22 protein-coding genes are annotated in these 24,434 nt (G+C 70.4%); 10 read left to right on the top strand and 12 right to left on the bottom strand.

Going from position 1 to position 24,434, the window contains the following annotated elements:
- The first annotated feature begins 214 nt into the window (after positions 1-214).
- Positions 215-1,012, top strand: coding sequence for a DNA repair protein RecO (gene recO / locus AB3X08_RS15005; protein WP_369933538.1), 798 nt, complete (start codon positions 215-217; stop codon positions 1,010-1,012).
- Between the two features lie 179 nt (positions 1,013-1,191).
- Here recO and AB3X08_RS15000 read toward each other — a convergent pair whose 3' ends face one another.
- The gene (locus AB3X08_RS15000) at positions 1,192-1,902 is read right to left on the bottom strand and encodes a response regulator (RefSeq protein WP_369933536.1); all 711 of its coding nucleotides are present in this window, start codon (positions 1,900-1,902) and stop codon (positions 1,192-1,194) included.
- A 283-nt stretch (positions 1,903-2,185) separates the two neighbouring features.
- On the opposite strand from AB3X08_RS15000, the gene rlmD reads away from it, so the two are divergent.
- From rlmD to AB3X08_RS14960, 8 genes are all read left to right on the top strand, one after another.
- Positions 2,186-3,553: a 23S rRNA (uracil(1939)-C(5))-methyltransferase RlmD gene (rlmD, locus tag AB3X08_RS14995; protein WP_369933534.1), complete on the top strand. Its 1,368-nt coding sequence runs from the start codon at positions 2,186-2,188 to the stop codon at positions 3,551-3,553.
- A 71-nt stretch (positions 3,554-3,624) separates the two neighbouring features.
- Positions 3,625-4,131, top strand: a complete 507-nt coding sequence (locus AB3X08_RS14990; protein WP_369933533.1) for a CYTH domain-containing protein — start codon at positions 3,625-3,627, stop codon at positions 4,129-4,131.
- A gap of 120 nt (positions 4,132-4,251) precedes the next feature.
- Positions 4,252-4,929, top strand: a complete 678-nt coding sequence (locus AB3X08_RS14985; protein ID WP_369933532.1) for a DsbA family oxidoreductase — start codon at positions 4,252-4,254, stop codon at positions 4,927-4,929.
- A gap of 151 nt (positions 4,930-5,080) precedes the next feature.
- On the top strand, positions 5,081-6,088 hold the full coding sequence (gene nagZ, locus AB3X08_RS14980) for a beta-N-acetylhexosaminidase (protein ID WP_369933531.1): 1,008 nt from the start codon (positions 5,081-5,083) through the stop codon (positions 6,086-6,088).
- Entirely contained in the window at positions 6,088-6,642 is a 555-nt protein-coding gene (locus AB3X08_RS14975) for a hypoxanthine-guanine phosphoribosyltransferase (protein WP_369933530.1), read from the top strand. The genes nagZ and AB3X08_RS14975 overlap by 1 nt, the downstream gene beginning before the upstream one ends.
- 76 nt (positions 6,643-6,718) lie before the next feature.
- Positions 6,719-7,465, top strand: a complete 747-nt coding sequence (locus AB3X08_RS14970) for an S-methyl-5'-thioinosine phosphorylase (protein WP_369933528.1) — start codon at positions 6,719-6,721, stop codon at positions 7,463-7,465.
- An 89-nt stretch (positions 7,466-7,554) separates the two neighbouring features.
- Complete coding sequence (locus AB3X08_RS14965) at positions 7,555-7,761, top strand: cold-shock protein (RefSeq protein WP_003488188.1); 207 nt, start codon at positions 7,555-7,557, stop codon at positions 7,759-7,761.
- Between the two features lie 97 nt (positions 7,762-7,858).
- Positions 7,859-9,166, top strand: a complete 1,308-nt coding sequence (locus AB3X08_RS14960; RefSeq protein ID WP_369933527.1) for an FAD-dependent oxidoreductase — start codon at positions 7,859-7,861, stop codon at positions 9,164-9,166.
- A 167-nt stretch (positions 9,167-9,333) separates the two neighbouring features.
- On the opposite strand, the gene pdeM is transcribed toward AB3X08_RS14960, so the two are convergent.
- Genes pdeM through AB3X08_RS14940 form a run of 4 tightly spaced genes read right to left on the bottom strand, consistent with a single transcriptional unit; the run spans position 9,334 to position 15,104 of the window.
- Positions 9,334-9,984, bottom strand: coding sequence for a ligase-associated DNA damage response endonuclease PdeM (gene pdeM / locus AB3X08_RS14955; RefSeq protein WP_369933526.1), 651 nt, complete (start codon positions 9,982-9,984; stop codon positions 9,334-9,336).
- The gene (locus tag AB3X08_RS14950; protein WP_369933525.1) at positions 9,974-12,514 is read right to left on the bottom strand and encodes a ligase-associated DNA damage response DEXH box helicase; all 2,541 of its coding nucleotides are present in this window, start codon (positions 12,512-12,514) and stop codon (positions 9,974-9,976) included. The genes pdeM and AB3X08_RS14950 overlap by 11 nt, the downstream gene beginning before the upstream one ends.
- The gene (locus tag AB3X08_RS14945) at positions 12,511-14,103 is read right to left on the bottom strand and encodes an ATP-dependent DNA ligase (RefSeq protein ID WP_369933524.1); all 1,593 of its coding nucleotides are present in this window, start codon (positions 14,101-14,103) and stop codon (positions 12,511-12,513) included. The genes AB3X08_RS14950 and AB3X08_RS14945 overlap by 4 nt, the downstream gene beginning before the upstream one ends.
- The gene (locus tag AB3X08_RS14940; RefSeq protein ID WP_369933522.1) at positions 14,100-15,104 is read right to left on the bottom strand and encodes a ligase-associated DNA damage response exonuclease; all 1,005 of its coding nucleotides are present in this window, start codon (positions 15,102-15,104) and stop codon (positions 14,100-14,102) included. The genes AB3X08_RS14945 and AB3X08_RS14940 overlap by 4 nt, the downstream gene beginning before the upstream one ends.
- Before the next feature lie 97 nt (positions 15,105-15,201).
- Between AB3X08_RS14940 and AB3X08_RS14935 the strand changes: the two genes are divergently transcribed.
- Positions 15,202-16,857: an acyl-CoA dehydrogenase family protein gene (locus AB3X08_RS14935; RefSeq protein WP_369938543.1), complete on the top strand. Its 1,656-nt coding sequence runs from the start codon at positions 15,202-15,204 to the stop codon at positions 16,855-16,857.
- 233 nt (positions 16,858-17,090) lie between these two features.
- Here the strand turns inward: AB3X08_RS14935 and AB3X08_RS14930 are convergent, their stop codons facing one another.
- The 7 genes from AB3X08_RS14930 to AB3X08_RS14900 form a co-directional block, all read right to left on the bottom strand.
- Positions 17,091-17,456 carry a hypothetical protein gene (locus AB3X08_RS14930; protein ID WP_369933521.1) on the bottom strand — a complete coding sequence of 122 codons (366 nt, stop codon included), beginning with the start codon at positions 17,454-17,456 and terminating at the stop codon, positions 17,091-17,093.
- Complete coding sequence (locus AB3X08_RS14925) at positions 17,453-17,998, bottom strand: bactofilin family protein (RefSeq protein WP_369933519.1); 546 nt, start codon at positions 17,996-17,998, stop codon at positions 17,453-17,455. The genes AB3X08_RS14930 and AB3X08_RS14925 overlap by 4 nt, the downstream gene beginning before the upstream one ends.
- A 200-nt stretch (positions 17,999-18,198) precedes the next feature.
- Positions 18,199-19,908: a diguanylate cyclase gene (locus AB3X08_RS14920; RefSeq protein WP_369933518.1), complete on the bottom strand. Its 1,710-nt coding sequence runs from the start codon at positions 19,906-19,908 to the stop codon at positions 18,199-18,201.
- Between the two features lie 196 nt (positions 19,909-20,104).
- Complete coding sequence (locus AB3X08_RS14915) at positions 20,105-20,464, bottom strand: hypothetical protein (protein ID WP_369933517.1); 360 nt, start codon at positions 20,462-20,464, stop codon at positions 20,105-20,107.
- 90 nt (positions 20,465-20,554) lie between these two features.
- Complete coding sequence (locus AB3X08_RS14910; protein ID WP_369933516.1) at positions 20,555-22,120, bottom strand: J domain-containing protein; 1,566 nt, start codon at positions 22,118-22,120, stop codon at positions 20,555-20,557.
- Positions 22,117-23,805, bottom strand: coding sequence for an Hsp70 family protein (locus tag AB3X08_RS14905; RefSeq protein ID WP_369933514.1), 1,689 nt, complete (start codon positions 23,803-23,805; stop codon positions 22,117-22,119). The genes AB3X08_RS14910 and AB3X08_RS14905 overlap by 4 nt, the downstream gene beginning before the upstream one ends.
- A 203-nt stretch (positions 23,806-24,008) precedes the next feature.
- Positions 24,009-24,350, bottom strand: coding sequence for a hypothetical protein (locus tag AB3X08_RS14900; RefSeq protein WP_369933513.1), 342 nt, complete (start codon positions 24,348-24,350; stop codon positions 24,009-24,011).
- Between the last annotated feature and the right edge of the window lie 84 nt (positions 24,351-24,434).

Below are 24,434 nucleotides of genomic sequence, written 5' to 3'. Positions count from 1 at the left end.
GGGCTTCAGCCCCGACGCGTTACCGGTAAGGCGTCGGGGCTGAAGCCCCTCCTACAGAATAGCGTTGGCTCGAAGTGGCTGAGCCAAGCCGTTTTCACCTGGAAACACGTGGCACTTTCATCATCGGATCGCTTGACAGCGATTCGTTCCCGGACAGCATCTTCGAGTCCCGAGTCCCGAGTCCCGAGTCCCGAGTCCCGAGCCCGAAGCTCCCATGCTCATCGAACACGAACCCGCCTTCGTCCTGCACGCGCGTCCCTGGCGCGAGACCAGCCTGCTGGTGGAAGTGCTGAGCGCGCAGTACGGCCGGCTGGGCGTGCTGGCGCGGGGCGTGCAGGGCCCGAAGAATCAGCCGCTGCGCGCCGCGCTGCAGCCGCTGCAGTCGATCCGCTTCAGCGCGCAGCGCCGCGGCGAGCTGGCCCAGCTTCGTGCGGCCGAGGCGCTGGACACGGCGCCGCGCCTGAGTGGCGACGGCATGCTCGCCGGGTTCTACATCAACGAATTGACCCTGCGCCTGGCGCCGCGCGACGATCCCGCGCCCGACCTGTACCTGGCCTACGCACGGGTGCGCGCGCGGCTGGGCGCGGAGGCGCCGCTGGCGTGGACGCTGCGCTGCTTCGAGCGCGACCTGCTGGACGCGCTGGGCGTGGGGTTCGACCTGCGCCACGACGGCGATGGCGAGCCGATCGACCCGGCCGCGCGCTACGTGCTGGACGCCGAACACGGCCCGCGTCGCCTGCTCAGCGACCGCGGCCACGACCAGCGCAGCGGCATGGCCACCGGCCGCGCGTTGCTGGCATTGGCCGCCGACGAGATGCCAGTGGCCGAAGACCTGCCCGGCCTGCGCCGCGGCATGCGCGTGGTGCTGATGCACCACCTCGGCGGGCGCGGCCTGAAGTCATGGGAGATGCTGCAGGATCTGACCCGCCAGCGCCGCGACGCGGACGCTGACGCTGCGGAACTGCCGGAGGCGCCGGAAGAGCCCGAATCGCCGGCACCGAAGGCCGATTGAGCCGCGCTTTCGCCGGCCTTCTGTAGGAGGGGCTTCAGCCCCCGCCGGTTCTGCAGCGCATCGGCTGCCGGCGGTGTGTGTCGCGGCTGAAGCCGCTCCTACAGGGGCATGCGGGCGGCGCGGCAGTGCAGCGACGCCCAGCTTTCACGAATCCCCAATCCCAAATCCCCAATCCCGGCTCAATGCAGCAACGCAGCGACCGCCTCGCTGAACTGGCTGCGCGCCTGCGACGAGGCCGGGTCGCCCTGCAACTGGCGTACCGCGCGCGCCAGCCGGGCGGCGCCGACGAAGCCGCAGCTGGCCTGCAGCCGGTGCAGGTGGTTGCGCACTGCTTGTTCGTCGCTGAGCTGCAGCGCCGAGGCGACCGCGTCTCGGGTGCCGGGCAACTCGGCGAGGAACAGTTCGCGCAGCGCGATCAGGTGCGAGCGCTCGCCGTTGAGCGCGACCAGCGCGGTGGTCTCGTCCCAGTCCATTGTCGCCTCCGCCGCGTTCGGCGCCGCGCCGGCGCGGCCACGCGCCAGCAAGCGGCGCACCGCCTGCAGCAGGCGTTCGGGAGTGAGCGGTTTCAGCAGCACTTCGGCGAAACCGGCGCCGAGCAGGTGCTCGCGGACCGCGCCGCTGGCGTCGGCGGTATGCGCCAACGCCAACGTGCCGGGGCGTTGCCGCTGCAGACGCTGCAGCAGCTCGGCGCCGCTGCCGTCGGGCAGGTTGGCGTCGATCAGCCAAAGATCGTGTTGCTGCGCCTGCGCACTGAGCAGCGCGGAAGCGACGCTGTCGGCCAGATCGACCTGCGCGGGCAGGGATTCCAGCGTCACGTGCAAAAACGTGCGACTGATCGGGTCGTCCTCGACCAGCAAAAGTCGCGTCACAGGGTCCTGGGTCAATGCCATCCTTATGCCTCCATGCGGCCTGGGCGCATCTTAGCGGCTGCGACGATGCGTCGCACCACTTTGCGCCGCCGCCGCCGCGTCTGCAAGCGGGCGCCATGGGCCAGCCGCTGCGGGCGCTGCCGACCGCATCGGCGCAGGCCGGGTAGCCCGGAGCGCCGCGCCGGGCGCTTGCAGGGCGGCATCGGCGCACGCGCGGGCACGGCAGGGTCGCTCCCCGCGCATCGGCAGGCCTTGGCGCATCTGCGACAATAGCCGCCCTTTTCCGCCCGCAGCCTGCCGCCACGTGGCCCGATCCAGAAAACGCCTAGACCGCACCCCGTTCCAGACCGACATCGCCGATCTCAGCCACGACGGCCGCGGCGTCGCCCGCCCGGAGGGCGAGGGCGGCAAGGTCGCCTTCGTCGCCGGCGCGTTGCCCGGGGAGACGGTCCTCGCCGAACCCACCGCGCGCAACCGTCATTTCGACGAGGCGCGCACCCTGCAGGTGCTGCAGCCCTCGCCGCAGCGGGTGCAACCGCGCTGTCCGCATTTCGGGGTCTGCGCCGGGTGCGTGCTGCAGCACCTGGCCGAGGACCAGCAGATCCTGGCCAAGCAGCGGGTGTTGACCGAAAACCTGGAGCGGATCGGCCACGTAAGCCCGCAGACGGTGCTGCCGGCGCTGTCCGGTGAGCCCTGGGGCTACCGGCGCAAGGGCCGGTTCTCGGTGCGCCGGGTGGAGAAGAAGGACAAGACCCTGGTGGGGTTCCGCGAGCTCGATCCGCGCTTCGTCGCCGACCTGTCGGTATGCCACACGGTGATTCCGCAGATCGGCTTCAAGGTGAGCGTGCTGGCCGAGCTGGTCGAGGGCCTGGACGGCAAGCGCGACATCCCGCAGATCGAATTCATCGCCGGCGACCCCACCCCCGAGCACAGCGGCGTAGCGCTGACCTTCCGCCACATGCAGCCGCTCAGCGCGCGCGACCAGGCGGCGCTGGTGGCGTTCGCCCAGGCGCACGACTTCGCCATCTTCCTGCAGCCCGGCGGCGTGGACAGCGTGCATCCGCTGTACCCGCAGCAGGTGCCGCTGTCGTTCCGGTTGCCGCAATGGGACGTGGAGCTGGCGTTCCGGCCGCTGGATTTCATCCAGGTCAACGCCGCGCTCAACCAGAAGATGATCGCGCTGGCGCTGACCCTGCTCGACGCGCAGCCCGATGACCGCGTGCTCGACCTGTTCTGCGGGCTGGGCAATTTCACCCTGCCGCTGGCGCGCACGGTGCGCGAGGTGGTGGGCGTGGAAGGCGATGCGGGGCTGGTGGCGCGGGCGCGCGACAACGCGCAGCGCAACGGCCTGGACAACGCGCAGTTCTTCGCCGCCGACCTGACCCAGGACCAGCGCCAGGCGCCGTGGATGCAGCAGGGCTTCGACAAGCTGCTGCTCGACCCGCCGCGCTCCGGCGCGATCGAGGTGTTGCGGCAGCTGCCGTTGGACCGCTTCCAGCGCATCGTCTACGTCAGCTGCCACCCCGGCTCGCTGGCGCGCGACGCCGGCTACCTGGTCAACGAGCAGGGCTTCGTGCTGAAGGCCGCCGGCGCGATGGACATGTTCCCGCATACCGCGCATGTGGAGAGCATCGCGGTGTTCGAGAAGCCGGGATTGGGGATTCGAGATTAGGGATTCGTAACAGCGCAGCCTGCGCGCGGGCTTATGCTTTGACCAATCCCGAATCCCCAATGCCTAATCCCATGCCTGTAGAAATCGAACGCAAATTCCTCGTCACCGGCGACGGCTGGCGCGCCGCGGCGCATCGGGTGATCCCGATGGCGCAGGGCTATATCAACGACCAGGCGGCGATGGACAGCGGCGCGCAGAAGGCCTCGGTGCGGGTCCGCATCCAGGGCGAGGAGGCCTTCCTCAACCTGAAGTCGCGCGAGCTCGGGCATACCCGCCAGGAGTTCGAATATCCGCTGCCGCTGGACGATGCGCGCGCGCTGCTGGCGCTGTGCGTGGGCGGGCTGATCGACAAGCGCCGGCACCTGGTGCAACACCAGGGCCATCTGTGGGAAGTGGACGAGTTCCTCGGTGACAACGCCGGGCTGGTGGTCGCCGAGATCGAGCTGGAGCGCGCCGACGAGGCCTTCGCCAAACCCGACTGGATCGGCGCCGAAGTCACCGACGTTGCCCGCTACTACAACCTGGCGCTGGCGTCGCATCCGTTCTGTCAGTGGCCGGGATTGGGGATTCGGGATTAGGGATTCGTTGAGGTGCCGGGATTGGTGATTTGGGATTGGGGATTCGCAAAAGCGGGTCACGCGTCGCGATCAGGTTTATGCTTTTGCCAATCCCGAATCACGAATCCCCAATCCCCGCTCATGCGCATCGACATCTGGTCCGACGTGGTCTGCCCCTGGTGCTGGATCGGCAAGCGCCGCCTGCAGCAGGGCATCGCGGCACTCGGCGCGGATGCGCCGGCGCTGGACATCCATTGGCATCCGTACCTGCTCGATCCCGATGCCGGCACCGAGCCGGTGCCGCTGCGCAAGGCCTATGAAGCCAAGTTCGGCGGTGCCGCGCGGACCGAGCAGATCCTGGCGCAGACCCAGGCCACCGCGCGCGCCGAGGGCCTGCCGTTCGACTTCGATCGCGGCCAGGTGCGGGTGACCACGCTGCCGGCGCACCGGTTGCTGTGGCTGGCGGCGCGCGAAGGCGACGTCGAGGCGGTGGCCGAGGCGCTGTTCCACGCGCACTTCGCCGAGGGCCGCAACCTGGCCGAGACCGGCACGCTGCTCGAGGCCGGCGCCGCCGGCGGGCTGCCTGCGGCGCGGGTGCAGGCGCTGCTGGACGGCGACGAGGGCTTGGCCGAGATCCAGGCGCAGCTGCAGCAGGCGCAGGCGATGGGGATCCGCGCGGTGCCGACCTACGTCGTCGACGGCCGCCATGCGATCCAGGGAGCGCAACCGCCGGAGGTGTTCGCCGCGACGCTGCGTGGCCTGCTGCCGCCGACAGCGGCTGCGGCGCAGGACTGCGGCCCCGACGGCTGCGCGGTGTAGGCGCTGTCGCAACGCGGCAACCTGGCCTGGGTCCAATGCGCTCACTGCGCCCGAGCCGCATCGCGCCGCCGCGTCGGCCTGCCGCCGGCGCCGTCATCTGCGACAATGCGGCCCAGGCGCGCTGAACAGCGCTGGCAGGAGAATCCCCCGCATGCTCGCGATCGGTGTCGCCGGTACCGAACTCACCGCCCAGGAACGCGACTGGCTGCAGCACGATGCCGTCGCCGGCGTGGTCCTGTTCAAGCGCAATTTCGCCTCCAGGGCGCAGCTGGTGGAGCTGACCGCGGCGATCCGCGCCGCCGCGCCGCGGCCGCAGCTGATCTGCGTGGACCAGGAAGGCGGGCGCGTGCAGCGCTTCCGCGAAGGCTATAGCGCCTTGCCGCCGCTGCACGGCTTCGGCGCGCTGTATGCGCGCGACCGCGATGCGGCGCTGGCGCTGGCCGAGCAGCATGCCTGGCTGATGGCCAGCGAGGTGCGCGCCAGCGGCGTGGACCTGAGCTTCGCCCCGGTGGTGGATCTGGCGCGCGGCAACCGCGCGATCGGCGACCGCGCCTTCAGCGACGATCCGCAGGTGGTGGCCGCGTTCACCGGCGCCTACGTGCGCGGCATGCACAGCGTCGGCATGGCCGCCACGCTCAAGCACTTTCCCGGCCACGGCACGGTGCTGGAAGACACCCACGTCGACAACGCCGTCGATCCGCGCCCGCTGCAGGAACTGCGCGAGCAGGACCTGGTGCCGTTCGCCGCCGGCATCGCCGCCGGTGCCGATGCGGTGATGATGGCGCACGTGGTCTACCCGCAGGTGGCGCCGGAACCGGCCGGCTATTCGCCGCGCTGGATCCAGCAGATCCTGCGCCAGGAGCTGGGCTTCCGCGGCGTGGTGTTCTCCGACGACATCGGCATGGCCGCCTCGTTCGCCGCCGGCGGCGTCGCCGCGCGGGTGTCCGCGCACCTGGACGCCGGCTGCGACGTGGTCCTGGTCTGCCATCCCGAACTGGTCGACGACTCGCTGCAGGCCGTGCGCGACCGCCCGCTCAACACCGCCGCGCTGCTCGGCCTGATCGGCCGCGGCGCCCTCGGCTGGGACGGCCTGCTCGCCGATGCCCGCTACGGCCACACCCAATCCCACTTGCTCGCAACCTTCGGAAAAACCGCCTGATGTCCACTCTCACCATCGCCCAGGCCCTGGCCCAGGCCGACCTGCTGGTCGACCGTTCGCACCTCGACCAGGCCATCGCGCGCATGGCCGACGCCATCGCCGCCGACTACCGCGGCGAGATCCCGGTCTACCTGACCATCATGCACGGCGCCTTGCCGTTCGCCGGGCAGCTGGCGCTGGAACTGGGCGCGCGCGGCCAGGACCTGCAGCTGGATTACCTGCACGCCACCCGCTACCGCGGCGAGACCGTCGGCGGCGAACTGGTGTGGAAGCATCGCCCGGCCACCGCGCTGTACGGGCGCCGCGTGCTGCTGCTCGACGACATCCTCGACGAAGGCCTGACCCTGCTGGCGGTGCGCCAGTGGTGTCTGGAGCAGGGCGCTACCGACGTGCGCATCGCGGCGCTGACGGTCAAGCGTCACGACCGCCGCGTGGACGATGTCGAGGCCGATTACGTGGGCGTGGAAGTGCCCGACCGCTACGTGTTCGGCTTCGGCATGGACGTCAACGAAGGCCTGCGCAACCTGCCGGCGATCTACGCGATGAAGGAATAGGGCGCAGCGCCTTTTTCCCCATCGCGCGCCGGCCGTCGCGGCCGGCGTGCGCGCACGTTCTGATTCGAGGATCCGCATGGACAACATCGCACTGGCCGTGATCGGCGGCACCGGCGTCTACAAGCTCGCACAACTGGACGACGTGGAGGCCCGCCAGGTCGACACCCGCTATGGCAGTCCCTCCGGCCCGATCCGCATCGGCACGCTGCTCGGCCATCGGGTCGCGTTCCTGGCCCGGCACGGCGAGGGCCATTCGCTGCCGCCGCACAAGATCAATTACCGCGCAAACCTTGCGGCATTGCAGCAAGTCGGCGCCACCCGGGTGCTCGCGCTCAACACCGTCGGCGGCATCGGCGAGCGCTTCGGACCGCGCGTGCTGGCCTGCCCGGACCAGTTGATCGACTACACCTGGGGCCGCGTCTCCACGCTCAGCGAGGAGCCGGGCAGCGAGGTGCTGCACGTGGATTTCGGCCATCCGTATTCGCCGATGCTGCGCAGCAAGGTGCTGGCCGCCGCGCGCGTGACCGGCGCCGAGGTGGTCGATGGCGGCTGCTACGGCGCCACCCAGGGGCCGCGCCTGGAAACGATTGCAGAGATCGCGCGGCTGCGCCGCGACGGCTGCGATCTGGTCGGCATGACCGGCATGCCGGAAGCGGGCCTGGCGCGCGAACTGGGCCTGGACTACGTGTGCCTGGCGATCGTGGCCAACTGGGCGGCGGGCTGCGGCGACGCACAGGAAATCACCCTGGCCGAGGTGCTGGCGAACGTGGAGGCGGCGTCGGCGGGGCTGCCGGAGCTGATCGGCGAACTGGCGCGCGGGTGATTGTCTTCGTTGCTCAAGCTTTGCATACTCCGCCGGTGCGGGCTGCCGCACAACCACCACCCATTCATTGCACAAGGTCTCGCATCACCATGCCGAACGGTACCGTCAAGTGGTTCAACGACGCCAAGGGATTTGGCTTTATTTCACCGGAAGACGGCAGCGCCGATGTATTCGCGCACTTCTCCGCGATCAATTCCAAGGGCTTCCGCAGCCTGCAGGAAGGACAGCGTGTCAGCTATGACGTGACCCAGGGTCCGAAGGGCGCGCAGGCCTCCAATATTACGCCTGTCGAGTAAATCGCTTGCTCGGCTGAGCTGTTTTTGAGCCCCGCTTCGGCGGGGTTTTTTATGGATGGCGATACCGCGGTGGTGTCGCCCGCAATCAGTGGATGCGATGAAGCAACGGATGCAGATCGGCATCGTCGGCTATGGCACGGCGGGCCAGGCGTTGGCGCTGCTGCTGGCGCGCGACGGCCATCAGGTGCAGGTGTTCGAGCGCGCGCCGCAGCCGGGCCCGGTCGGTGCCGGTTTCCTGCTGCAGCCGACCGGCTTGCAGGTGCTGTGGCGGATCGGCCTGCTCGAGCAGGCGCTGGCGCATGGCGCGCCGGTGCGCCGCCTGTACGGCGAAACGCCGTGCGGCCGCGCGGTGATGGACATGCGCTACCGCGATCTGGACCCGCGCCTGTTCGGTCTGGGCATGCAGCGCGGCGCCCTGTTCTCGCTGCTGGCACAGGCATGGGACGGCTATGCCGAGCTGCAGCGCGATACGCGCATCGTCGCCATCGACGACGGCCTGCGCCGGCTGCAGGACCAGCATGGGCGCTGGCATGGCCCGTTCGACCTGGTGATCGCCAGCGACGGTTCGGCCTCGGCGTTGCGCGCGCAGGTGCAGGGCACGCGCCTGGACCGGGTCTATCCGTGGGGCGCCCTGTGGTGCCTGCTGCCGCGCGGCGACTGGGCCTTCGCCGACGAACTGCGGCAGCGCTACGTGGCCGCGCGCAAGATGATCGGGCTGCTGCCGGTCGGCACCCGGCCCGGCGATCCCGAGCCGCGCATGAGTTTCTTCTGGAGCCTGCCCACCGCCGATTTCGATGCCTGGCAGGCGCGCGGCATGGACGCGTGGCTGGACGAGGTCGCGCAGTTGTGGCCGCAGGCGCGCGAGCGTCTGACTCAGCTGTGCGCACCGGCGCAACTGGCGCGCGCCAGCTATCGCGATGCGGTGCAGCAGCGCTGGTACCGCGGCCGCCTGGTGCTGGCCGGTGATGCGGCGCATTCGATGAGCCCGCAGCTGGGGCAGGGCGTCAACATGGCGCTGATGGATGCGTGGGTGTTGAGCGAGAGCTTGCGCGAAGCGCCTGACCTGGACGCGGCGCTGGCGCGCTACCAGGCGCAGCGCCATGCGCACGTGGCGGTGTACCAGTTCTGGAGCCGCTGGCTGACGCCGCTGTTCCAGTCCGAACGCGACATGGTGGCGCGCGTGCGCGACCTGGGCATGTTGCCGGCCGGGCGCATGCCGGGCGGGCGCGGGCACATGCTGCGCGTGCTCAGCGGCACCCAGCACAGCTGGTTCGGCAAGCTGCCGCTGGATTCCGGATTTTTGCAGGCGTTGGCGCAGGCACAGGCTGCGCCAACGGGTGCGGCGGAGCAGGCGCAGGGCGAACAGCTGCAAGGCGAACAGCTGCAAGGCGAGCAGCTGCAGTGAGCCGGCGCGCTCGTGCGGATGGCGATCGACATGGTGGCTACGCTTGGCCGGCATGCAGCGACGCCGCCGCGTCTGCGCTTCCTTGTAGGAGGGACTTCAGTCCCGACGCGTTACCAATACGGTGTCGGGACTGAAGTCCCTCCCACAGGGGTATCTGCAGCGGCGGGTTATTCGACCGCTGCCGGCAACGCTAGCACCGCGCCTTCGACGCAGACGGCCAGGCGTTCGCCCGCCTCTAGCACCGGCGCCACGCCGGCGGTGAACTGCGAGAACGCGGGCAGCACCGTCATCCGTTCGCGCAGCCAGAAGGCCGGCCAGCGCGGGCGCAGTCCCGGCAGTTTCGCCAGCGGATGCAGGTGTCCGCACAGCACGTGCAGATGGGGGTGCGGCACCGGATCGTGGCGCAACGCGAACGGACCGTCCTCGACCTGTTCGCCGAGCAGCGCGATGTCCAATCCGGCGCCGGCCAGCGCGCGGTCGTGGTTGCCGGCGATCGCGGCCACGCGCACCTGCGGATGCGCCGCGCGCCAGGCGTGCCAGTCGCGCTGCCACGCGGCGGCCGGCGCGGCGCCATGCAGCACGTCGCCGAGGATCCACAGTTCCTGCGCCGCCGGCGCCTGCACCAGCGCAGCGAGACGCTGCAGGTCGAGCGCGGTGCCGCCGCTGGGCAGGCCGATGCCGGCGCGGCGGAACACGTCGGCCTTGCCCAGGTGCAGGTCGGCGATCAGCAGCCGCCGCCGCGCGGGCCAGTACAGCGCGCGTTCGCCGAGCAGGCGCATCGGTTCGCCGGCCAGGTGCCAATCCAGTTCAGCGCGCATGGCGCTGTTCCAGCTGCGCGGCCGCGCGCATCACCCGCGCCTTCCAGTCCTCGGTGCTGAGCTGGCCGCGGATGCTCTCGGCCCACAGCGGGAACGACAGCGGGGTCAGGCTGCGCGGCGCGTACACCGCCAGCTCGCGCGCGGCGCAGTCGTGCAGGGTGGCGGCGAGCCGGGTCAGTTCCATTTCGCCCTGCAGCACCTCGCGTTCGGCCTGCGCCAGCAGCAGATGCTCCGGATCGAAGCGGCTCAGCACGTCGTACAGCAGGCCGCTGGAGGCCTGCAGCTGGCGCAGGCTGCGCGGCATGCCGCCGGGCAGGCTCGGCGGCAGCAGGCCAGACACGCGCGCGATCTCGCGGAACTGGCGCCGTGCCAGTTCGCCCAGGTTGAGGCTTTCGCGCAGGTCTTCGAACAAGTGCTCCGGGCTGAGCAGTTCGCGCAGCAGGGCGGCGTCGGCGGCGACCTCCTGCGCCGGCGACAGCACCAGCCCGTAGTCGTTGGCGGCGAAGCTGAAAGTGTTGCGCTGGCGCCGCCCCCAGCGCAGCGCCAGCAGCGCGGCCAGGCCCTCGTGCACTTGCCGCCCGGCGAACGGGTAGACGAACACGTGGCGGCCGTCGCGGGCGCGCACGCTCTCCACCAGCAACCGCCGCGGCGACGGCAGCGCCGACAACGCGCGTTGCAGGCCGAGCAGCGGCGCCAAGGCGCGCAGTTCCTCCTCGCCGCGCGGTTCGGCGAACACCGCCTCCACTTCGTGCGCCAGCGCCGAGGACAGCGGCATGCGCCCGCCCATCCATTTCGGCACGCTGCCGTCGCCGCCTTTCGCCAGGCGCACGTAGGCGGTCATGTCTTCCAGCCGCACCAGCTCCAGCAGGCGCCCGGCGAACTGGAAGCGGTCGCCGCGGCGCAGGCGGCCGACGAACTGCTCTTCCACCGCGCCGAGCCGGCCGCCGCGCAGGAAGCGCACCGCGACGCTGCCGTCGCTGGTGATGGTGCCGATCGACAGCCGGTGGCGCAGCGCGATGCGGCGGTCGTGCACGCGGTACACGCCGTCCTCGTCGAGCACCACCTTGCGGTAGTCCGGGTACTGCGCCAGCGCGCGGCCGCCTTGCACGACGAACTCCAGCACCGCATTCCAGGTGGGCGCATCGAGCGCGGCGAACGCGGCGCTGCCGCGCACTTCATCGAACAGCGCGTCGGCGCGGAAGCCGCCGCCCAGCGCGCAGGTCACGCAGTGCTGCGCCAGCACGTCCAGCGACAGCCGCGGGGACGGGCGCGATTCGATGCGGCCGTGGGCGATGGCGTGGCGCGCGGCGGCGTACTCGACCAGCTCCAGCGCATGCGAGGGCACGCACAGCACGTGGCCGGCCTCGCCGGGGCGGTGCCTGGCGCGGCCGGCGCGTTGCAGCAGGCGCGCCACGCCCTTGGGACTGCCGATCTGCAACACCTGGTCGACCGCGGGAAAATCCACGCCCAGGTCCAGGCTCGAGGTCGCCACCACGCAGCGCAGGCTGCCGTCGCGCAGGCCTTGCTCGGCGGCGCGGCGCAGCGCCGGATCCAGCGAGCCGTGGTGCAGGGCCAGGCTCCGCGTGTCCTCTGGCCATACCGATTCCAGCGCCTGATGCCACAGTTCGGCTTGCGCGCGGGTGTTGGTGAACACCAGGCTGGTGCGTACCGCGAACAGTTTTTCCAGCACCCGCGGCAGTTGCGCCAGGCCGAGGTGGCCGGCCCAGGGAAAGCGCTCGCCGCTGGCCGGGGTCAGCGTTTCCAGGGTCAGCGTGCGCGGCCTGACCCCGGCCACGATCGGCGCGTCCGGCACGTGCGGCAGCAGCACGTCGCGCGCTTCGTCCAGATTGCCGAGCGTGGCCGACAGCCCCCAGGTGCGCAGCGCCGGCGCCCACGCACGCAGCCGCGCCAGGCACAGCTGCAGCAGCACGCCGCGCTTGTTGCCGAGCAGTTCGTGCCATTCGTCGACGATCACGCAGCGCAGCGTCGCCAGCTGCGGCGCGGTGTCTGGATAGGACAGCAGCAGCGCCAGCGATTCGGGTGTGGTCACCAGCACGTCGAGCTTGCCACTGCGCGCCAGGCGCTTGTCGCGCGCGCTGGCGTCGCCGGTGCGCAGGCCGATCTGCCAGTCCAGGCCCAAGGCTTCTATCGGTTCGCGCAACGCGCGCAAGGTGTCGGCGGCGAGCGCGCGCAGCGGGGTGATCCACAGCACTTTCAGCTCGCGCTGCGCCTGCCGGCGCGACTTCGGTGCCGACGCGGCCTTGTCGGCGCCGGCTGCCTTCGCGCGGCGCGGCCGCTTGGCCGCCGCCGCCTGCAGCGCGGCTTGTTCGCGCAGGCCTTCCAGTAAGGGGCCACCGAACGCAGCCAGGGTCTTGCCGCTGCCGGTAGGCGTGTGCAGCAGGCCCGAGCCGCCGTCCAGATAGTGCTTCCACAGTGCGCGCTGGAACGGCAGCGGTTGCCAGCCCTGCGCGGCGAACCATGCGTACAGCGGCGCATCGGCCGGGCGCTTGCGCGCCTGCGCCGGGATCATCGCGCCAGCGCCTGCAGCGTGGCCAGCCGGTCGGCCTCGGCGAACGGCTTGTCGTGGCGCCAGCGCAGGATGCGCGGGAACCGCACCGCGATGCCGGATTTGTGCCGGCTGCTCTTGTTCACCGCCTCAAAGCCGAGTTCAAACACGTGGTACGGCGTCACCGCGCGCACCGGGCCGAAGCGCTCGGTGGTGTGTGCGCGGATCCAGCGGTCCAGGGCCAGGATCTCGCTGTCGTCCAGGCCCGAATACGCCTTGGCCACCGGCACCAGGTGTTCGCCGTCCCACAGCCCGAAGGTGTAGTCGGTGTACAGCGTGCTGCGGCGGCCATGGCCGGCCTGTGCGTACAGCAGCACCGCGTCGATGGTCAGCGGGTCGATCTTCCACTTCCACCAGTCGCCGCGGCGGCGCCCGGATTGATACGGCGACGTTGCGCGCTTGAGCATCAGCCCTTCCACGCCGCGTTCGCGCGCATCCTCGCGCAGCGTCGCAGCCGCCTCCCACGACGCGGCCTGCACCAGCGGCGACAGCACGATGCGCGGATCGGCATGCGCGTCGAGCAAGGCCTGCAGGTGCGCGCGGCGCTGCGCCAACGGCTGTTCGCGCAGATCGACGCCGTCCAATTCCAGCAGGTCGTAGGCGAGCACCCGCGCCGGCGTGTCGGCCAGGGTCTTGGCGCCGGGCTTGCGGCGCTGGATGCGGGTCTGCAGCGCGGTGAACGGCAGCGGCGCGGCGTCGCCGTCGCGCCAGCCCAGCAGTTCGCCGTCGATCACCGCATCGCGCGGCAGTGTGGCCGCAGCGGTCTCGATTTCGGGGAAGCGGCCGTCCAGGCGTTCCTCGCCGCGCGACCACAGCGCCGTCTCGCCGGCGCGGCGGATCAGCTGCAGGCGGATGCCGTCCCACTTCCACTCCAACAGCCACTCGTCGATCGCACCCAGCGTGGCCACCGCGTTTTCCAGCGGCGACGCCAGGAAGAACGGGTAGGGCTGCTGGCGGTCGCTGGCCAGCACGTCGTGCGACAGCAGATCTTCCAGCGCTGCCGGCGTCGGCGACCACGCGCCAAGCATGCGCTGGGCGATGCGTGCGATGTCGATCCCCGACATCGCCGCCAGCGCCTGCTGCACCAGCCGCTGCGACACGCCCACGCGCAGCGCGCCGGTGAGCAGCTTGTTGAACAGCAGGCGTTCGTCGAAGGCCAGGCTGCGCCAGCCGGCGAGCACCGCGGCGCGGCGCGCGGCTTCGTCCTGCGCGGCAACCGGCAGCAGACGTTCCTCGATCCAGTCGCGCAGCGGCGCCGGATCGGAAACTTCGGCCGGATCGTCGAGCAGCAGGGTGAGGGTTTCGGCGAGATCGCCGACATGGTCATAGCTGTCGTCCACCAGCCAGCCGGGCAGGCCGCTTTCCTGCGCGATCCACTCGCGCAGTTCGCGGGTGTTGGCGATGCGCCGCAGCTTGCCGCCGCTCAGCAGCCAGATCGCCCAGGCCGCGTCGGCCGGCGGCGCCTGCTCGAAATACGCGACCAGCGCGGCGCGCTTGTCCAGCGTCGCGGTGCTCTGGTCCAGCGCCCGGTACAGCGCGGCGAAGCGCTTCATTCCTCGGCACCGTAGTCGGTGCGGAACGCCTCGGCGGCGACGCCGCGTTCGTTCAGGGCGCGGATGATCGCGTCGGTGTTGCCGTGGGTGGCGATGACCCGCTGCGCGCCGGTTTCGGCGATGGTACGCAGCAGATCCGGCCAATCGGCATGGTCGGAGACCACGAAGCCGCGGTCGTAGTTGCGCCGGCGCCGGTTGCCGCGCAGCCGCATCCAGCCAGAGGCGAAGCCGAGTTGCGCGTGGCGGAAGCGGCGCAGCCACGGGCTGCCCGCGGCCGACGGCGGCGCCAGCACCAGCTGCCCGGCGTAGTCGGCACGCTTGTCCATCTCGGCGACCGGCTGCGTGTCCAGCATCGCGATGCCGGCGTCGCGGTACACCGCCACCCCGGCGGCGACCGCGCCGTGCAGCAATGCCGGTTGATCGTCCCACGGCTGCAGCTCGGCCAGCACCCGTTGTGCCTTGCCCAGCGCATAGCAGAACAGCACCGCGGCCTCGCCGCGCGCGGCGCATTCGTGGCGCCAGGCGACGATCTCGCGCGCCACGGCGGCGGTATCCGGCCAGCGGTACACCGGCAGGCCGAAGGTGGCCTCGGTGATGAAGGTGTCGCAGCGCACCACTTCGAACGCCGCGCAGGTCGGGTCGGGCTGGCGTTTGTAGTCGCCCGAAGCCACCCACACTTCGCCGTCCACTTCGATGCGCACCTGCGCCGAGCCGAGCACGTGCCCGGCCGGATGCAGCGACACCGTGGCTGCGCCCAGCGCGAAGCGTTCGCCGTAGTCGTAGGCGCGGTAGGCCTGCTCGCCGAGGCGCCAGCGCAGGATCGGTAGGCCGGCGGCGGCGCAATGGTATTCGCCCATGCCGGCGCGGGCGTGGTCGCCATGGCCATGGGTGATGACCGCGCGCGGCACCGGCCGCCAGGGGTCGATATGGAAATCGCCGGCAGGGCAGTACAGCCCTTCCGGGCGCAGCACCACCAGGTCCTGGGAAGCGGGTTTCGGCATGCCCGCCACTGTGTCCAATGCGCTGTGCAGGAGATGAGAATCCACGCCGGGCGGTTCACTGCACGCGTGCGGATCGGCCACAATGCGGCACGCACTTCTGGGAGGGAGCTGCATGCAACGCGATTTGCCCGCCTTCGCCACGCACGTGGTCGACAACCAGCCGCCGCCGTTCGAGCCGCGCGATCTTTGGGCCGACGATGCGGTACTGCGCGCCGCGGTCGCGCGCGAGGGCGGCGAGGCGTTCGCCGCGCACCTGGCGCAGTACGGCGCGCTGGCCGGCGATACGCTGTATCGGCTCGGCTTCGATGCCAACCGCGATCGCCCGCGGCTGCGCACGCACGATCGTTTCGGCCAACGCATCGATATGGTGGAATTCCATCCGGCCTATCACCAACTGCTGGATGCGGCCAAGACCCACGGCGTGGCCGGGCTGTCCTGGCACCTGCCGCAGCCGGGCGCGCACGTGGCGCGCGCGGCGCTGAGCTACCTGCATCACCAGGCCGAGGCCGGCACCAGTTGTCCGTTGACGATGACTCACGCCGCGGTCGCGGTGTTGCGTCAGGAACCGGCGCTGCACGAGTGGGCGCACAAGGCCGCCGCGCCGCACTACGATCCGCGCGACGTGCCGATCGCCGACAAGGCCGGCGTCACCCTGGGCATGGGCATGACCGAGAAGCAGGGCGGCTCGGACGTGCGCAGCAACGCCAGCGTCGCCACGCCGCTGGGCGCCGATGGCGAGTACACGCTGGTCGGGCACAAGTGGTTCTTCTCCGCGCCGATGTCCGACGGTTTTCTGGTGCTGGCGCAGGCGCCGGGCGGTCTGAGCTGCTTCCTGCTGCCGCGGCGCCTGCCCGATGGCCGGCTCAATGCGCTGCGGCTGATGCGCCTGAAGGACAAGCTCGGCGACTGGTCGAATGCGTCCAGCGAAGTCGAATTCGCCGGCGCCTGGGCGCAGCGCATCGGTGAGGAAGGACGCGGCGTGGCGCGCATCATCGGCATGGTGATGCTGACCCGGCTGGACTGCATGCTCGCCGCCGCCGCGCAGATGCGCATGGCATTGGCGCAGGCGCTGCATCACGCGCGGCACCGGGTGGCGTTCGGCAAGCGCCTGGTCGAGCAGCCGCTGATGCGCAACGTGCTCGCCGATCTGGCGATCGAATCCGAGGCCGCCACCGCATTCGCCATGCGCGTGGCGCGCGCGGTGGATGCGGCTGAGCGCGATCCGGCCGCAGCCGCGTTCGCGCGCGTCGCCACCGCGCTGGGCAAGTATTGGCTGTGCAAGCGCGCGCCGGCCTTCGTCAACGAAGCGCAGGAATGTCTGGGCGGTGCAGGGTATGTCGAGGAATCGATATTGCCGCGGCTGTACCGGCAGGCGCCATTGAATTCGATCTGGGAAGGCAGCGGCAACATCCAGTGCCTGGACGTGCTGCGGGCGCTGGCGCGCGAGCCGGCCAGCGCGGCGGCGCTGTTGGCCGAGTTGGAGACGGCGGCCGGCCTCAGCCCGGACTACGACGCGGCGCTGGATGCGCTGCGCACGCCGCTGGCCGGCAACGGCGACGTGGACGAATACGCCGCGCGCCGCATCAGCGAACGCATCGCGCTGGCCTTGCAGGCGGCGCTGCTGTTGCGCAGCGGCAGCCCCGCTGCCGATGCGTTCGTGCGCAGTCGCCTGGCCGGCGCGCACGGGCTGGCGTTCGGAACGCTGGACGCGGAGGTGCCGGTGGAGGAGGTGTTGGCGCAGGTGTTGCCCTGATTGGTGGTGTGACATAGCGAGCTGCCGCACCCTCACCCCAACCCCTCTCCCGGTGGGAGAGGGGCTCGGCTGTTCCTTCTCCCCTCGGGACCATGGCCCCCTTTTCGGGGAAGGTGCCCGCAGGGGCGGATGAGGGTACGGGCGCAGCCTCGTGCCACCAAACGCCGCGAGACGCTTTCGCGCCGCACCCTCACCCCAACCCCTCTCCCGGTGGGAGAGGGGCTATCTCGGCCTCAATGCCGCGTCCCGCGCTTGCCGCCCTTGGCCTGGGTCGCTTCCACCGACAAGGTGAAGCTGCGTTCTTCGCCGTCCAGCATCGCGCCGACGCCGACCAGTTGGCGCTTGATCTCCTCGCCGCGGCCGTTGCGGATCGTCACCACCACGGTGTATTCCCACGCGGTGCCGTCGGCAGGATGCTGGATGGTGCCCTGCACGCGCAGCGGCACGGTCGCGGTCGGCGCCGATTGCTGCAGCACCGCCGAGTCGAAGCGCAGGTGATGCTTGCAGGCCGGGCAGACGCTGGCGCTTTCCAGGATCGTCGCCTTGCAGTGGGGGCAGGTCCGGGTCGCCCCCGGAGTGCCGGGACGCGGCGTGCTCATGCGCCGGCGTCGGGCTCCGTGGTCGGCTTGTTGCCCTTGCGGCCCTTGTCGTCTTCCCAGCCGAAATCGGCCTGGCCGCGCATCCGCGCGCCGGAGGCCACGGTCAGCGAGCCGGCCTTGACGTCGCCGATCAGCGCGCCGGAGGCCAGCAACTCCACCTGCGACGCCGATTCGATGTTGCCTTCCAGCTCGCCGGCGATGATCACCTTGTTGGCGCGCACGCCGCCGCTGAGCTTGGCGCCGGTCTCGATGGTCAGGTCGCCCTGTACGTTGACGTCGCCCTTGAACTTGCCGGCGATGCGGATGTGGCCGGCGCCTTCGATCTTGCCTTCGATGGTGATGTCGGCGGCGATCAGCGACTCCTTTGCCGCCGGCGTTGCGGCGCGTGCGGGGAGGGGGGCGGCCGCGGCGACGCTGACCGCGGACTCGGCGACTGCCGGTTCGGTGGCCGGACGCGGCTCGGGCACCGTGGTGCCGCCGGGCGCGCCAGGCAGCGGTAGGCCATCCTTGCGCGGGGTACCCTGATCTTTCCAGATGGACATGCGCAGACGTCTCCAGTCGGGGGAAACCGGACTATCGCCGCTCTACCACGCAGGTTTTGTGACAACTATCGCTAAAACGTGCTTCGTCGTCCGTGATCGGATCCGCGGCTACAGCGCGATCGAATCGGAGGCCGTGCCGTATCCGCCGGCCTGGGGGCAGGCACCAGGCGCATTGCGCCCCCATCGCGACGCGATCGGCCTCAGCCCATCCCGTCCAGCGCCGGATCGAACTGCTGCACCTGGTTGCGGCCGCTGCGCTTGGCCCGGTACAGCGCCGCATCGGCCTTGCGCAGCAGGGTGGTGGCGACCACCCCGTCGCGCGAATAGCTGGCCAGCCCGATCGACAGCGTCACCCCCGGCAGCGCCTTGCCGTCCAGCGTGGTGCTCATCTGCTGCGCGGCGCTGCGGATCTGCTCGGCGATCGCCAGCGCCGTTTCCGCATCGGTTTCCGGCAGGATCACGGTGAATTCCTCGCCACCGTAGCGGCAGGCGATGTCCTCGCCGCGCAGCCGCGAGGCGAGCAGTTGCCCGACCGCGGCGAGCAGGCTGTCGCCGCCGCCGTGGCCGTGCAGGTCGTTGAAGCGCTTGAAGTGGTCCACGTCCAGCATCAGCAGCGACAGCGGCGCCGAGCGGCGTGCGCAGCGCGCCAGTTCGTGGTTCAGCGATTCCTCCAGATAGCGGCGGTTGAACAGGCCGGTGAGCGGGTCGCGGATCGACTGCAGGCGCAGCGATTCGCGCAGGCGCAGGTTGCTCAGCGCCAACGACAGCTGCTCGGCGGCCGCCTCGGCGATGGCGATGCGCGGCAGCGGTCCGGGACCGGGGCCGGCCAGGAACACGAAGCCCAGTTGCGTGCCCTGCGCGGACAAGGGAATGCAGGCGCTGCTGGCGCCTATCGCCTGCGGATCGTCGAGCAGATGCGCGCATGCCGAGTCGTGGCGCTGCGCGTGCACGAAGTGCGCCTTGTCGCGGCGCAACGCCCAGCATTCCTCGGGCGCCACGGCCGGTTCGCTGCGCACCGGCGTCTGTCCCCAGGCGACGATGGATTCGGCGCGATCGCGCGAGGCACGCAGCAGGTACACGCTGCCGCCGGCGTCGGGCATCAGCGCGGCGAGCATGCGCGCGGTTACCTCCAGCGCTTCCTTGGGGTCCATGCAGCTCTGCAGCAGACCGGTGTAGCGGCTGAGCGCATTGAGGTCGGCGCTGGTGCGTTCCATGTCGCGGACGCTGGCGGCCAGCTTCTCGTTGGCGACCGAGGCGGCCTGCTCGGCGTTGCTGCGGCTGCGCAATTCGCGGAACAGCAGCGCATAGACCACGCCCACGCTGCCCAGGCCGAACGGAATGCCGGCCAGGGCCAATGCCAGCAGCAGATCGGAACTGCGCTGGTTGGAACGGTCGCGGCTCTGCAGCAGCTGTTGCTCCAGTTCGGTCATCTGCTGCACCTGGTCGCGGATCGCGCTGGAATCCTTGAACACGCTCGGCGCCATCGCCCGCTGCAGCGCGTCCAAGCCGTCGCGCTGGTAGATCTCCAGCATCTGCTGTATCTGCGTCAGCCGCGCCCGCACGAGGCGCTGCAGGATGTCCAGGTTCGCGATCTGCGCCGGATTGTCGACGACCAGGTCGCGCAGTTGCGCCAGGTGCCGCGGCATGCGTTCGGCGCTGTCGCGGTAGTTGCTCAGGTACGCCTGATTGCCGGTGAGCTCGTAGCCGCGTGCCGCGGTTTCGGCCTGCAGCAGGGTCGATTGCACTTCGTCGATGCTGCGCAGCACCTGGTGCGTGTGGGCCACGCGCGCCGCATCGGAAATCGAACGCTGTGCGCCGGTAAACACCCCGAACCCGATCGAAACGAAGACCAGGGCGGAGAACAGAAGCGCTAGGCGGGTTCTGATCCGCACGCGTTGGAACGTCGACATGGGGGAATTGTAACCAGGGACCGGAGCGGCAGAACCCGCGCGTGCGAAAGGTGGCGTGGGTCACGCCGCGGCGCGGCCGGATTGCGACATCGGCGCGGTGACGCCGGACTTGCTTGGGCGGCGCGGCGGCGCCGTTCGCGGCGCCGCTACGCTGCCGGCCGCACTCGCGCAATGCGCGAGTGCGGCGATGGTGCGATCAATGCGTCTCTTTGTCGCCGTTGTGCGGATCTTCGTTGGCGTTCTCGCGCGCCTTGTCGGCGAGCTTCTGCGCCGCGCTGGCGGTGGCTTCGCTGGCATCGGCCGCGGCTTCCTTGGCAGCGGCCGAGGCATCCTGCACCGCTTCGGAGTTGGCGGCGCGGTGCGCTGCATCGCGCGCATCGGCGGCGATTTCGTGGCCGGTCTGCGCCGCTTGGTTGGCGGCTTCCTTGGCTGCTTCGCCAGTCTGCTCGGCGGCGACCTTGGCGTCGCGCTGCGCCTGCTGCGCTTCCGGGCCTTGGCAGGCGGCCAGCGCCAGGGCGCCCAGCAAGGCCACTGTCGCGATCGGGGTCTTGTTCATGCGCGTTCTCCATTGCGGGTTGATGCGGCGCAGCCTAGGGGGGCACACATGCAGTCGGCGTCAATGCCTGCGCTTGCCATCGGCTCGCGTTCAGGAACGCCGCCAGCGCAGCCGGCGATGGCGCAGCAGGTCCCACGCCCACAGGCCCAGCGCCAGCGCCGCGCTGAGCGGGACCGGCAGCGACTGGGCGATGCTGTAGCTCAGGAAAGCCAGCCAGAGAATGGCGCTGTTCGGGCGGTAGGGGCGCCCGCTGCGCCGCCATAGCCGCACGATCGACACGAGCAGGGCGATGGTGGCGACGGCGCTGCCGGTCAGCTGCTGCCCGGGGATCTCGCTGATGCCCAGGCCGATGCCGGCCAGCAGCGGAACGAACGACCAGCGTAGCCAGCGCGGCGCCGGCGAACGCATGTCCGACTCCGCGTCGCCCTGCCAGCGCAGCAGCGTGCCGGCGAGCAGCCACGCGGCCCACAGCGCCACGATCGCCAAGGCGATCAGGCCGCTGCGCGACACGGCGTAGGACAGCGGCACCGGCTCTGCCGACCAGGCGCTGAGCGCGGTGAACAGGATCAGCACGCACGCCAGCAGCGCCGAGCCCGCGACGCAACGCGCCAGGCCCACCTGCAGCCGTGCCCGCGTCAGGTAGCCGGCCTCGGTCGCGCTCATCCAGAACTCGAGCTGCTGCGTCTCCAGCGGCGCGGGCAGGGTATGCAGACGGCCCTGATCCAGGCGCAGCAGCAATCGGCGCAGCGCCAGCGGCCGCCCCGGCATCAGGCTCGCCCACAGCGCCTGCGGCAGCGTGAACGGACGCCTCAGCTGGCGCATCAGCGCGGGCACCCGATATTCCTCGGCGGTGGCGGGATACACCCGCCGCGCCAGTGCCTCGGCATTTTCCGGCTGCATTTCCCAGGCCAGGTGCAGGCGCTCCTGCAGCATCGGCAAGGCCTGCGCCGCGGGGCCGGCGGCGATGTCGTCCAGGCCGAAGAAGCTGAGCAGGATCGCGAAATTGCCGCGCTGGATCGGCGGCAACTGCTGCTGCAATCGATGGCTCAATAGCCAGCCGATCTGCGCCTTGTCGCGCAGCGACCACAGCGCAGGCTGCTCCTCCAGCCACTGCTGCAGCGCCTGCGGCTCGGCGCGCGTGGCCACGGCGAGGAGGTCGTCGCACAGGGCGTCGGGGTCGAATGGCGGTGGCGTAGCTGCCGCGGCCTGCGGTGCTGGCGTCAGCGGGGGATGCTGCGCCGGGTGTGCGTCGCGATCCTCGGTCTCGGGGTGGGGCCGGTGGCCGTCGGGGAAGTCGCTGTGCGTGGCCGACGCGGTCGCCGGATCCGATGGTGCGTCGTGGCGATCGTCGTCATCGCCGGCGCTGATGCGAGGATCACCAGCGGCGGGCGCGGCCATCGCAGCGGCAGGAGCATTGTCGGTTTGGACGTTTTCGACGTTTTCAACTTCTTCAACGTCGTCGTCGTCGTCGGCATCGGCATCGTCGCCGCGCGCTCGCGCCCAGGCCAGCGCGGCCTGATAGGCCGCGTGCAGTTGCTGGAAACCTTCCGGGTCGGTGTCCGGGCGATGCTGGCGCAGCAACTTGGCGTAGCTGCGCTTGATCGCGGTTTCGTCGGCATCCGGCGGCAGTTGCAGCCGCCGCAACGCCCAGTTCAAGCGCGCTGCTCCAGTGCGTCAAGCGCCTCGCCGAGGCGTTGCCGGTAGTCGTCGATCAGGCGCAGGTCCTGGGTGTCGAGCGCGCCGCGGAAGGCGACGATCCAGGCCTGGATCTGTTCGCGCAGGTCCAGGTATTCCTCGTACATGCGTTCGGCGCGCGCCAGCAGGCTCAGGTTGTCCTGCTGCTCGCGCGGATGGATCTTCAGCGCCTGCAACGCGGCCAGCCGTTCGCGTATCTGCTCGGCGCCGAGCAGGCCGGGATTCTGCTCCAGGATCAGCTCGTGCTTGAGGCCGCTGTGGTGTTCGGTCACCTCCACCTGCAGCAGGCCGTTGTTGTCGTAGGTGAAGCGGGCGGTGACGCCTTTCTCGGCATTGGGCAGGTGTTTGGGCAGCGCCACCCGCAATTCGCCGAGCTTGATGTTCTTGGCCACCAGCGGGCTCTCGCCCTGGTAGACGTCGATCACCAGGTGTTCCTGCTCGTCGTGGACCGGGTAGAAGTCGTCCTCGCGGCTGACCGGTACGGTGCTGTTGCGCTGGATGATCGGGTGGAACAGGCCGGTGCGCAGCTGGCCTTGCGCGTCGCGCGAGGCGACTTCGGTCCCGAGCGTATACGGGCACACGTCGGTGAGGATCACTTCTTCCAGCGCGGCATTGCGCGCCTTCATTCCGGCCGCCACCGCCGCGCCCAGCGCCACCGCCTGGTCGGGATTGATGTGGCGCATCGGCAGCCGTCCGAACATGCGCGTGACCAGCTTGGCGACCAGCGGCATCCGCGTCGCGCCGCCGACCAGCACGATCTCGTCCAACTGCGCCGGCTGCAGCCGCGCATCGCGCATCGCTCGTTCCAGCGGCGCACGCATGCGCTGCACCAGCGGTTCGGCCAGGTGGTTGAAGCGTTCCTCGTGCAGCGTCCAGTGCAAGGCCTGACCGGCCACGCCGATCTCGACGGTCGCTTCCTGGCCGTTTGACAGCGCACGCTTGGCCGCTTCCAGCCGCCGCCGCAGCTGGCCGCTCTCCTGCACGCTCAGCGCCTGCGGCGCGAGCGCATGGTCGGCCAGAAACGCCTGCAGCAGCACGTCCAGGAAATCCTCGCCGCCGAGGAAGTTGTCGCCGGCGCTGGCGTGGACCTCGATGACGCCTTCGAACATCTCCAGGATCGACACGTCGAAGGTGCCGCCGCCCAGGTCCAGCACTAGGAAACGGCCATGGCCCTGGCGTTCCTGCAGGCCGTAGGCGAGGGCGGCCGCAGTGGGTTCGTTGATCAGCCGCTCGACGCGGATGCCGGCCAGTTCGCCGGCCGCGCGGGTGGCCTTGCGCTGGGCATCGGAGAAATACGCGGGCACGCTGATGACCGCTTCGCGCACCTTTTCGCCGAGTGCGGCTTCGGCATCGGCCAGCAACGAACGCAGCACCATCGCCGACAGTTCTTCCGGGCGGAAGCGATGCTCGCCCAGCACGGTCTCGCGGTCGCTGCCCATCCAGCGCTTGAACGCCGCCACGCTGCGCTGCGGGTGGCTGACCAGGCGATCGCGCGCGGCCTGACCGACCAGGATGCCGCTGTCGTCGACGCTGACCACCGACGGGGTCAGCAATTCGCCGAGCGCGTTGGGAAACAGGCGGCTGCCTTGCTGGGAGTAGGCGCCGATCAGGGAATGGGTGGTGCCGAGGTCAATGCCGACGATCATTGGCAAATCCGTTGCGAAAAGAAGACGCTGGGGCGTGGCGGCGAAGATGAAGCCGGCCACGCGCTCGCCAATGATAGCGTCGGCCGAATGCACGGCGCAGCGTGCAGCGCCGGTGCCGCGCATGCGGTTGTGCAAATCGCAGGCAAAGAAAAAGCCGCTGGCGAACCAGCGGCTTCTTCAGACGTGCCTGAAGCGAGAAGTGATTACTTCTTGGCTTCTTCGGCAGCGTCCTTGGCCTTGTCGGCGGTGTCGTCAGCAGCCTTGGCGGTGTCGGCAGCCTTGTCGGCAGCGGCATCGGTCGGGGCAGCGGCGGCAGTCTGCGAAGCGTCGGCAGCGGTGTTGGCGGCGGTAGCGGCCGTGTCGGCAGCAGCCTGGGCGGAATCGGCGGTGGCGGCACCGGCGGCCGAAGCCTGGTCGGCAGCAGCCTGCGCGTCGGTGGCGGCTTCGTTAGCCGAAGCGGCGGCGTCCTGGGCCTGCTCCTGCTTCGAGCACGCGGCCAGGGCCAGGCCCAGGGCCATTGCGATCAGCAGCTTGTTGATGCTCATGTGTGTCTATCCTCGTCGTTTAGTTAGGCAACGCGCTATTGCGCGCCCTCAACATGATGACAAGCCAAAGTCGGCTGTCAAGCG

The organism is Xanthomonas sp. DAR 34887 (assembly GCF_041245805.1).
Classification (GTDB): Bacteria; Pseudomonadota; Gammaproteobacteria; order Xanthomonadales; family Xanthomonadaceae; genus Xanthomonas_A; species Xanthomonas_A tesorieronis.
Note: the sequence above shows the minus strand (reverse complement) of the source record. Positions and strands in the feature narration are given on the sequence as shown.

Excerpts from the sequence above, each read along its gene's own strand:
- recO (WP_369933538.1), top strand. The coding sequence starts at position 215 with ATGCTCATCGAACACGAACCCGCCTTCGTCCTGCACGCGCGTCCCTGG.
- AB3X08_RS15000 (WP_369933536.1), bottom strand. The coding sequence starts at position 1,902 with ATGGCATTGACCCAGGACCCTGTGACGCGACTTTTGCTGGTCGAGGAC.
- AB3X08_RS14990 (WP_369933533.1), top strand. The coding sequence starts at position 3,625 with ATGCCTGTAGAAATCGAACGCAAATTCCTCGTCACCGGCGACGGCTGG.
- AB3X08_RS14985 (WP_369933532.1), top strand. The coding sequence starts at position 4,252 with ATGCGCATCGACATCTGGTCCGACGTGGTCTGCCCCTGGTGCTGGATC.
- nagZ (WP_369933531.1), top strand. The coding sequence starts at position 5,081 with ATGCTCGCGATCGGTGTCGCCGGTACCGAACTCACCGCCCAGGAACGC.
- AB3X08_RS14975 (WP_369933530.1), top strand. The coding sequence starts at position 6,088 with ATGTCCACTCTCACCATCGCCCAGGCCCTGGCCCAGGCCGACCTGCTG.
- AB3X08_RS14970 (WP_369933528.1), top strand. The coding sequence starts at position 6,719 with ATGGACAACATCGCACTGGCCGTGATCGGCGGCACCGGCGTCTACAAG.
- AB3X08_RS14965 (WP_003488188.1), top strand. The coding sequence starts at position 7,555 with ATGCCGAACGGTACCGTCAAGTGGTTCAACGACGCCAAGGGATTTGGC.
- AB3X08_RS14960 (WP_369933527.1), top strand. The coding sequence starts at position 7,859 with ATGAAGCAACGGATGCAGATCGGCATCGTCGGCTATGGCACGGCGGGC.
- pdeM (WP_369933526.1), bottom strand. The coding sequence starts at position 9,984 with ATGCGCGCTGAACTGGATTGGCACCTGGCCGGCGAACCGATGCGCCTG.
- AB3X08_RS14950 (WP_369933525.1), bottom strand. The coding sequence starts at position 12,514 with ATGATCCCGGCGCAGGCGCGCAAGCGCCCGGCCGATGCGCCGCTGTAC.
- AB3X08_RS14945 (WP_369933524.1), bottom strand. The coding sequence starts at position 14,103 with ATGAAGCGCTTCGCCGCGCTGTACCGGGCGCTGGACCAGAGCACCGCG.
- AB3X08_RS14940 (WP_369933522.1), bottom strand. The coding sequence starts at position 15,104 with ATGCCGAAACCCGCTTCCCAGGACCTGGTGGTGCTGCGCCCGGAAGGG.
- AB3X08_RS14930 (WP_369933521.1), bottom strand. The coding sequence starts at position 17,456 with ATGAGCACGCCGCGTCCCGGCACTCCGGGGGCGACCCGGACCTGCCCC.
- AB3X08_RS14925 (WP_369933519.1), bottom strand. The coding sequence starts at position 17,998 with ATGTCCATCTGGAAAGATCAGGGTACCCCGCGCAAGGATGGCCTACCG.
- AB3X08_RS14920 (WP_369933518.1), bottom strand. The coding sequence starts at position 19,908 with ATGTCGACGTTCCAACGCGTGCGGATCAGAACCCGCCTAGCGCTTCTG.
- AB3X08_RS14915 (WP_369933517.1), bottom strand. The coding sequence starts at position 20,464 with ATGAACAAGACCCCGATCGCGACAGTGGCCTTGCTGGGCGCCCTGGCG.
- AB3X08_RS14905 (WP_369933514.1), bottom strand. The coding sequence starts at position 23,805 with ATGATCGTCGGCATTGACCTCGGCACCACCCATTCCCTGATCGGCGCC.
- AB3X08_RS14900 (WP_369933513.1), bottom strand. The coding sequence starts at position 24,350 with ATGAGCATCAACAAGCTGCTGATCGCAATGGCCCTGGGCCTGGCCCTG.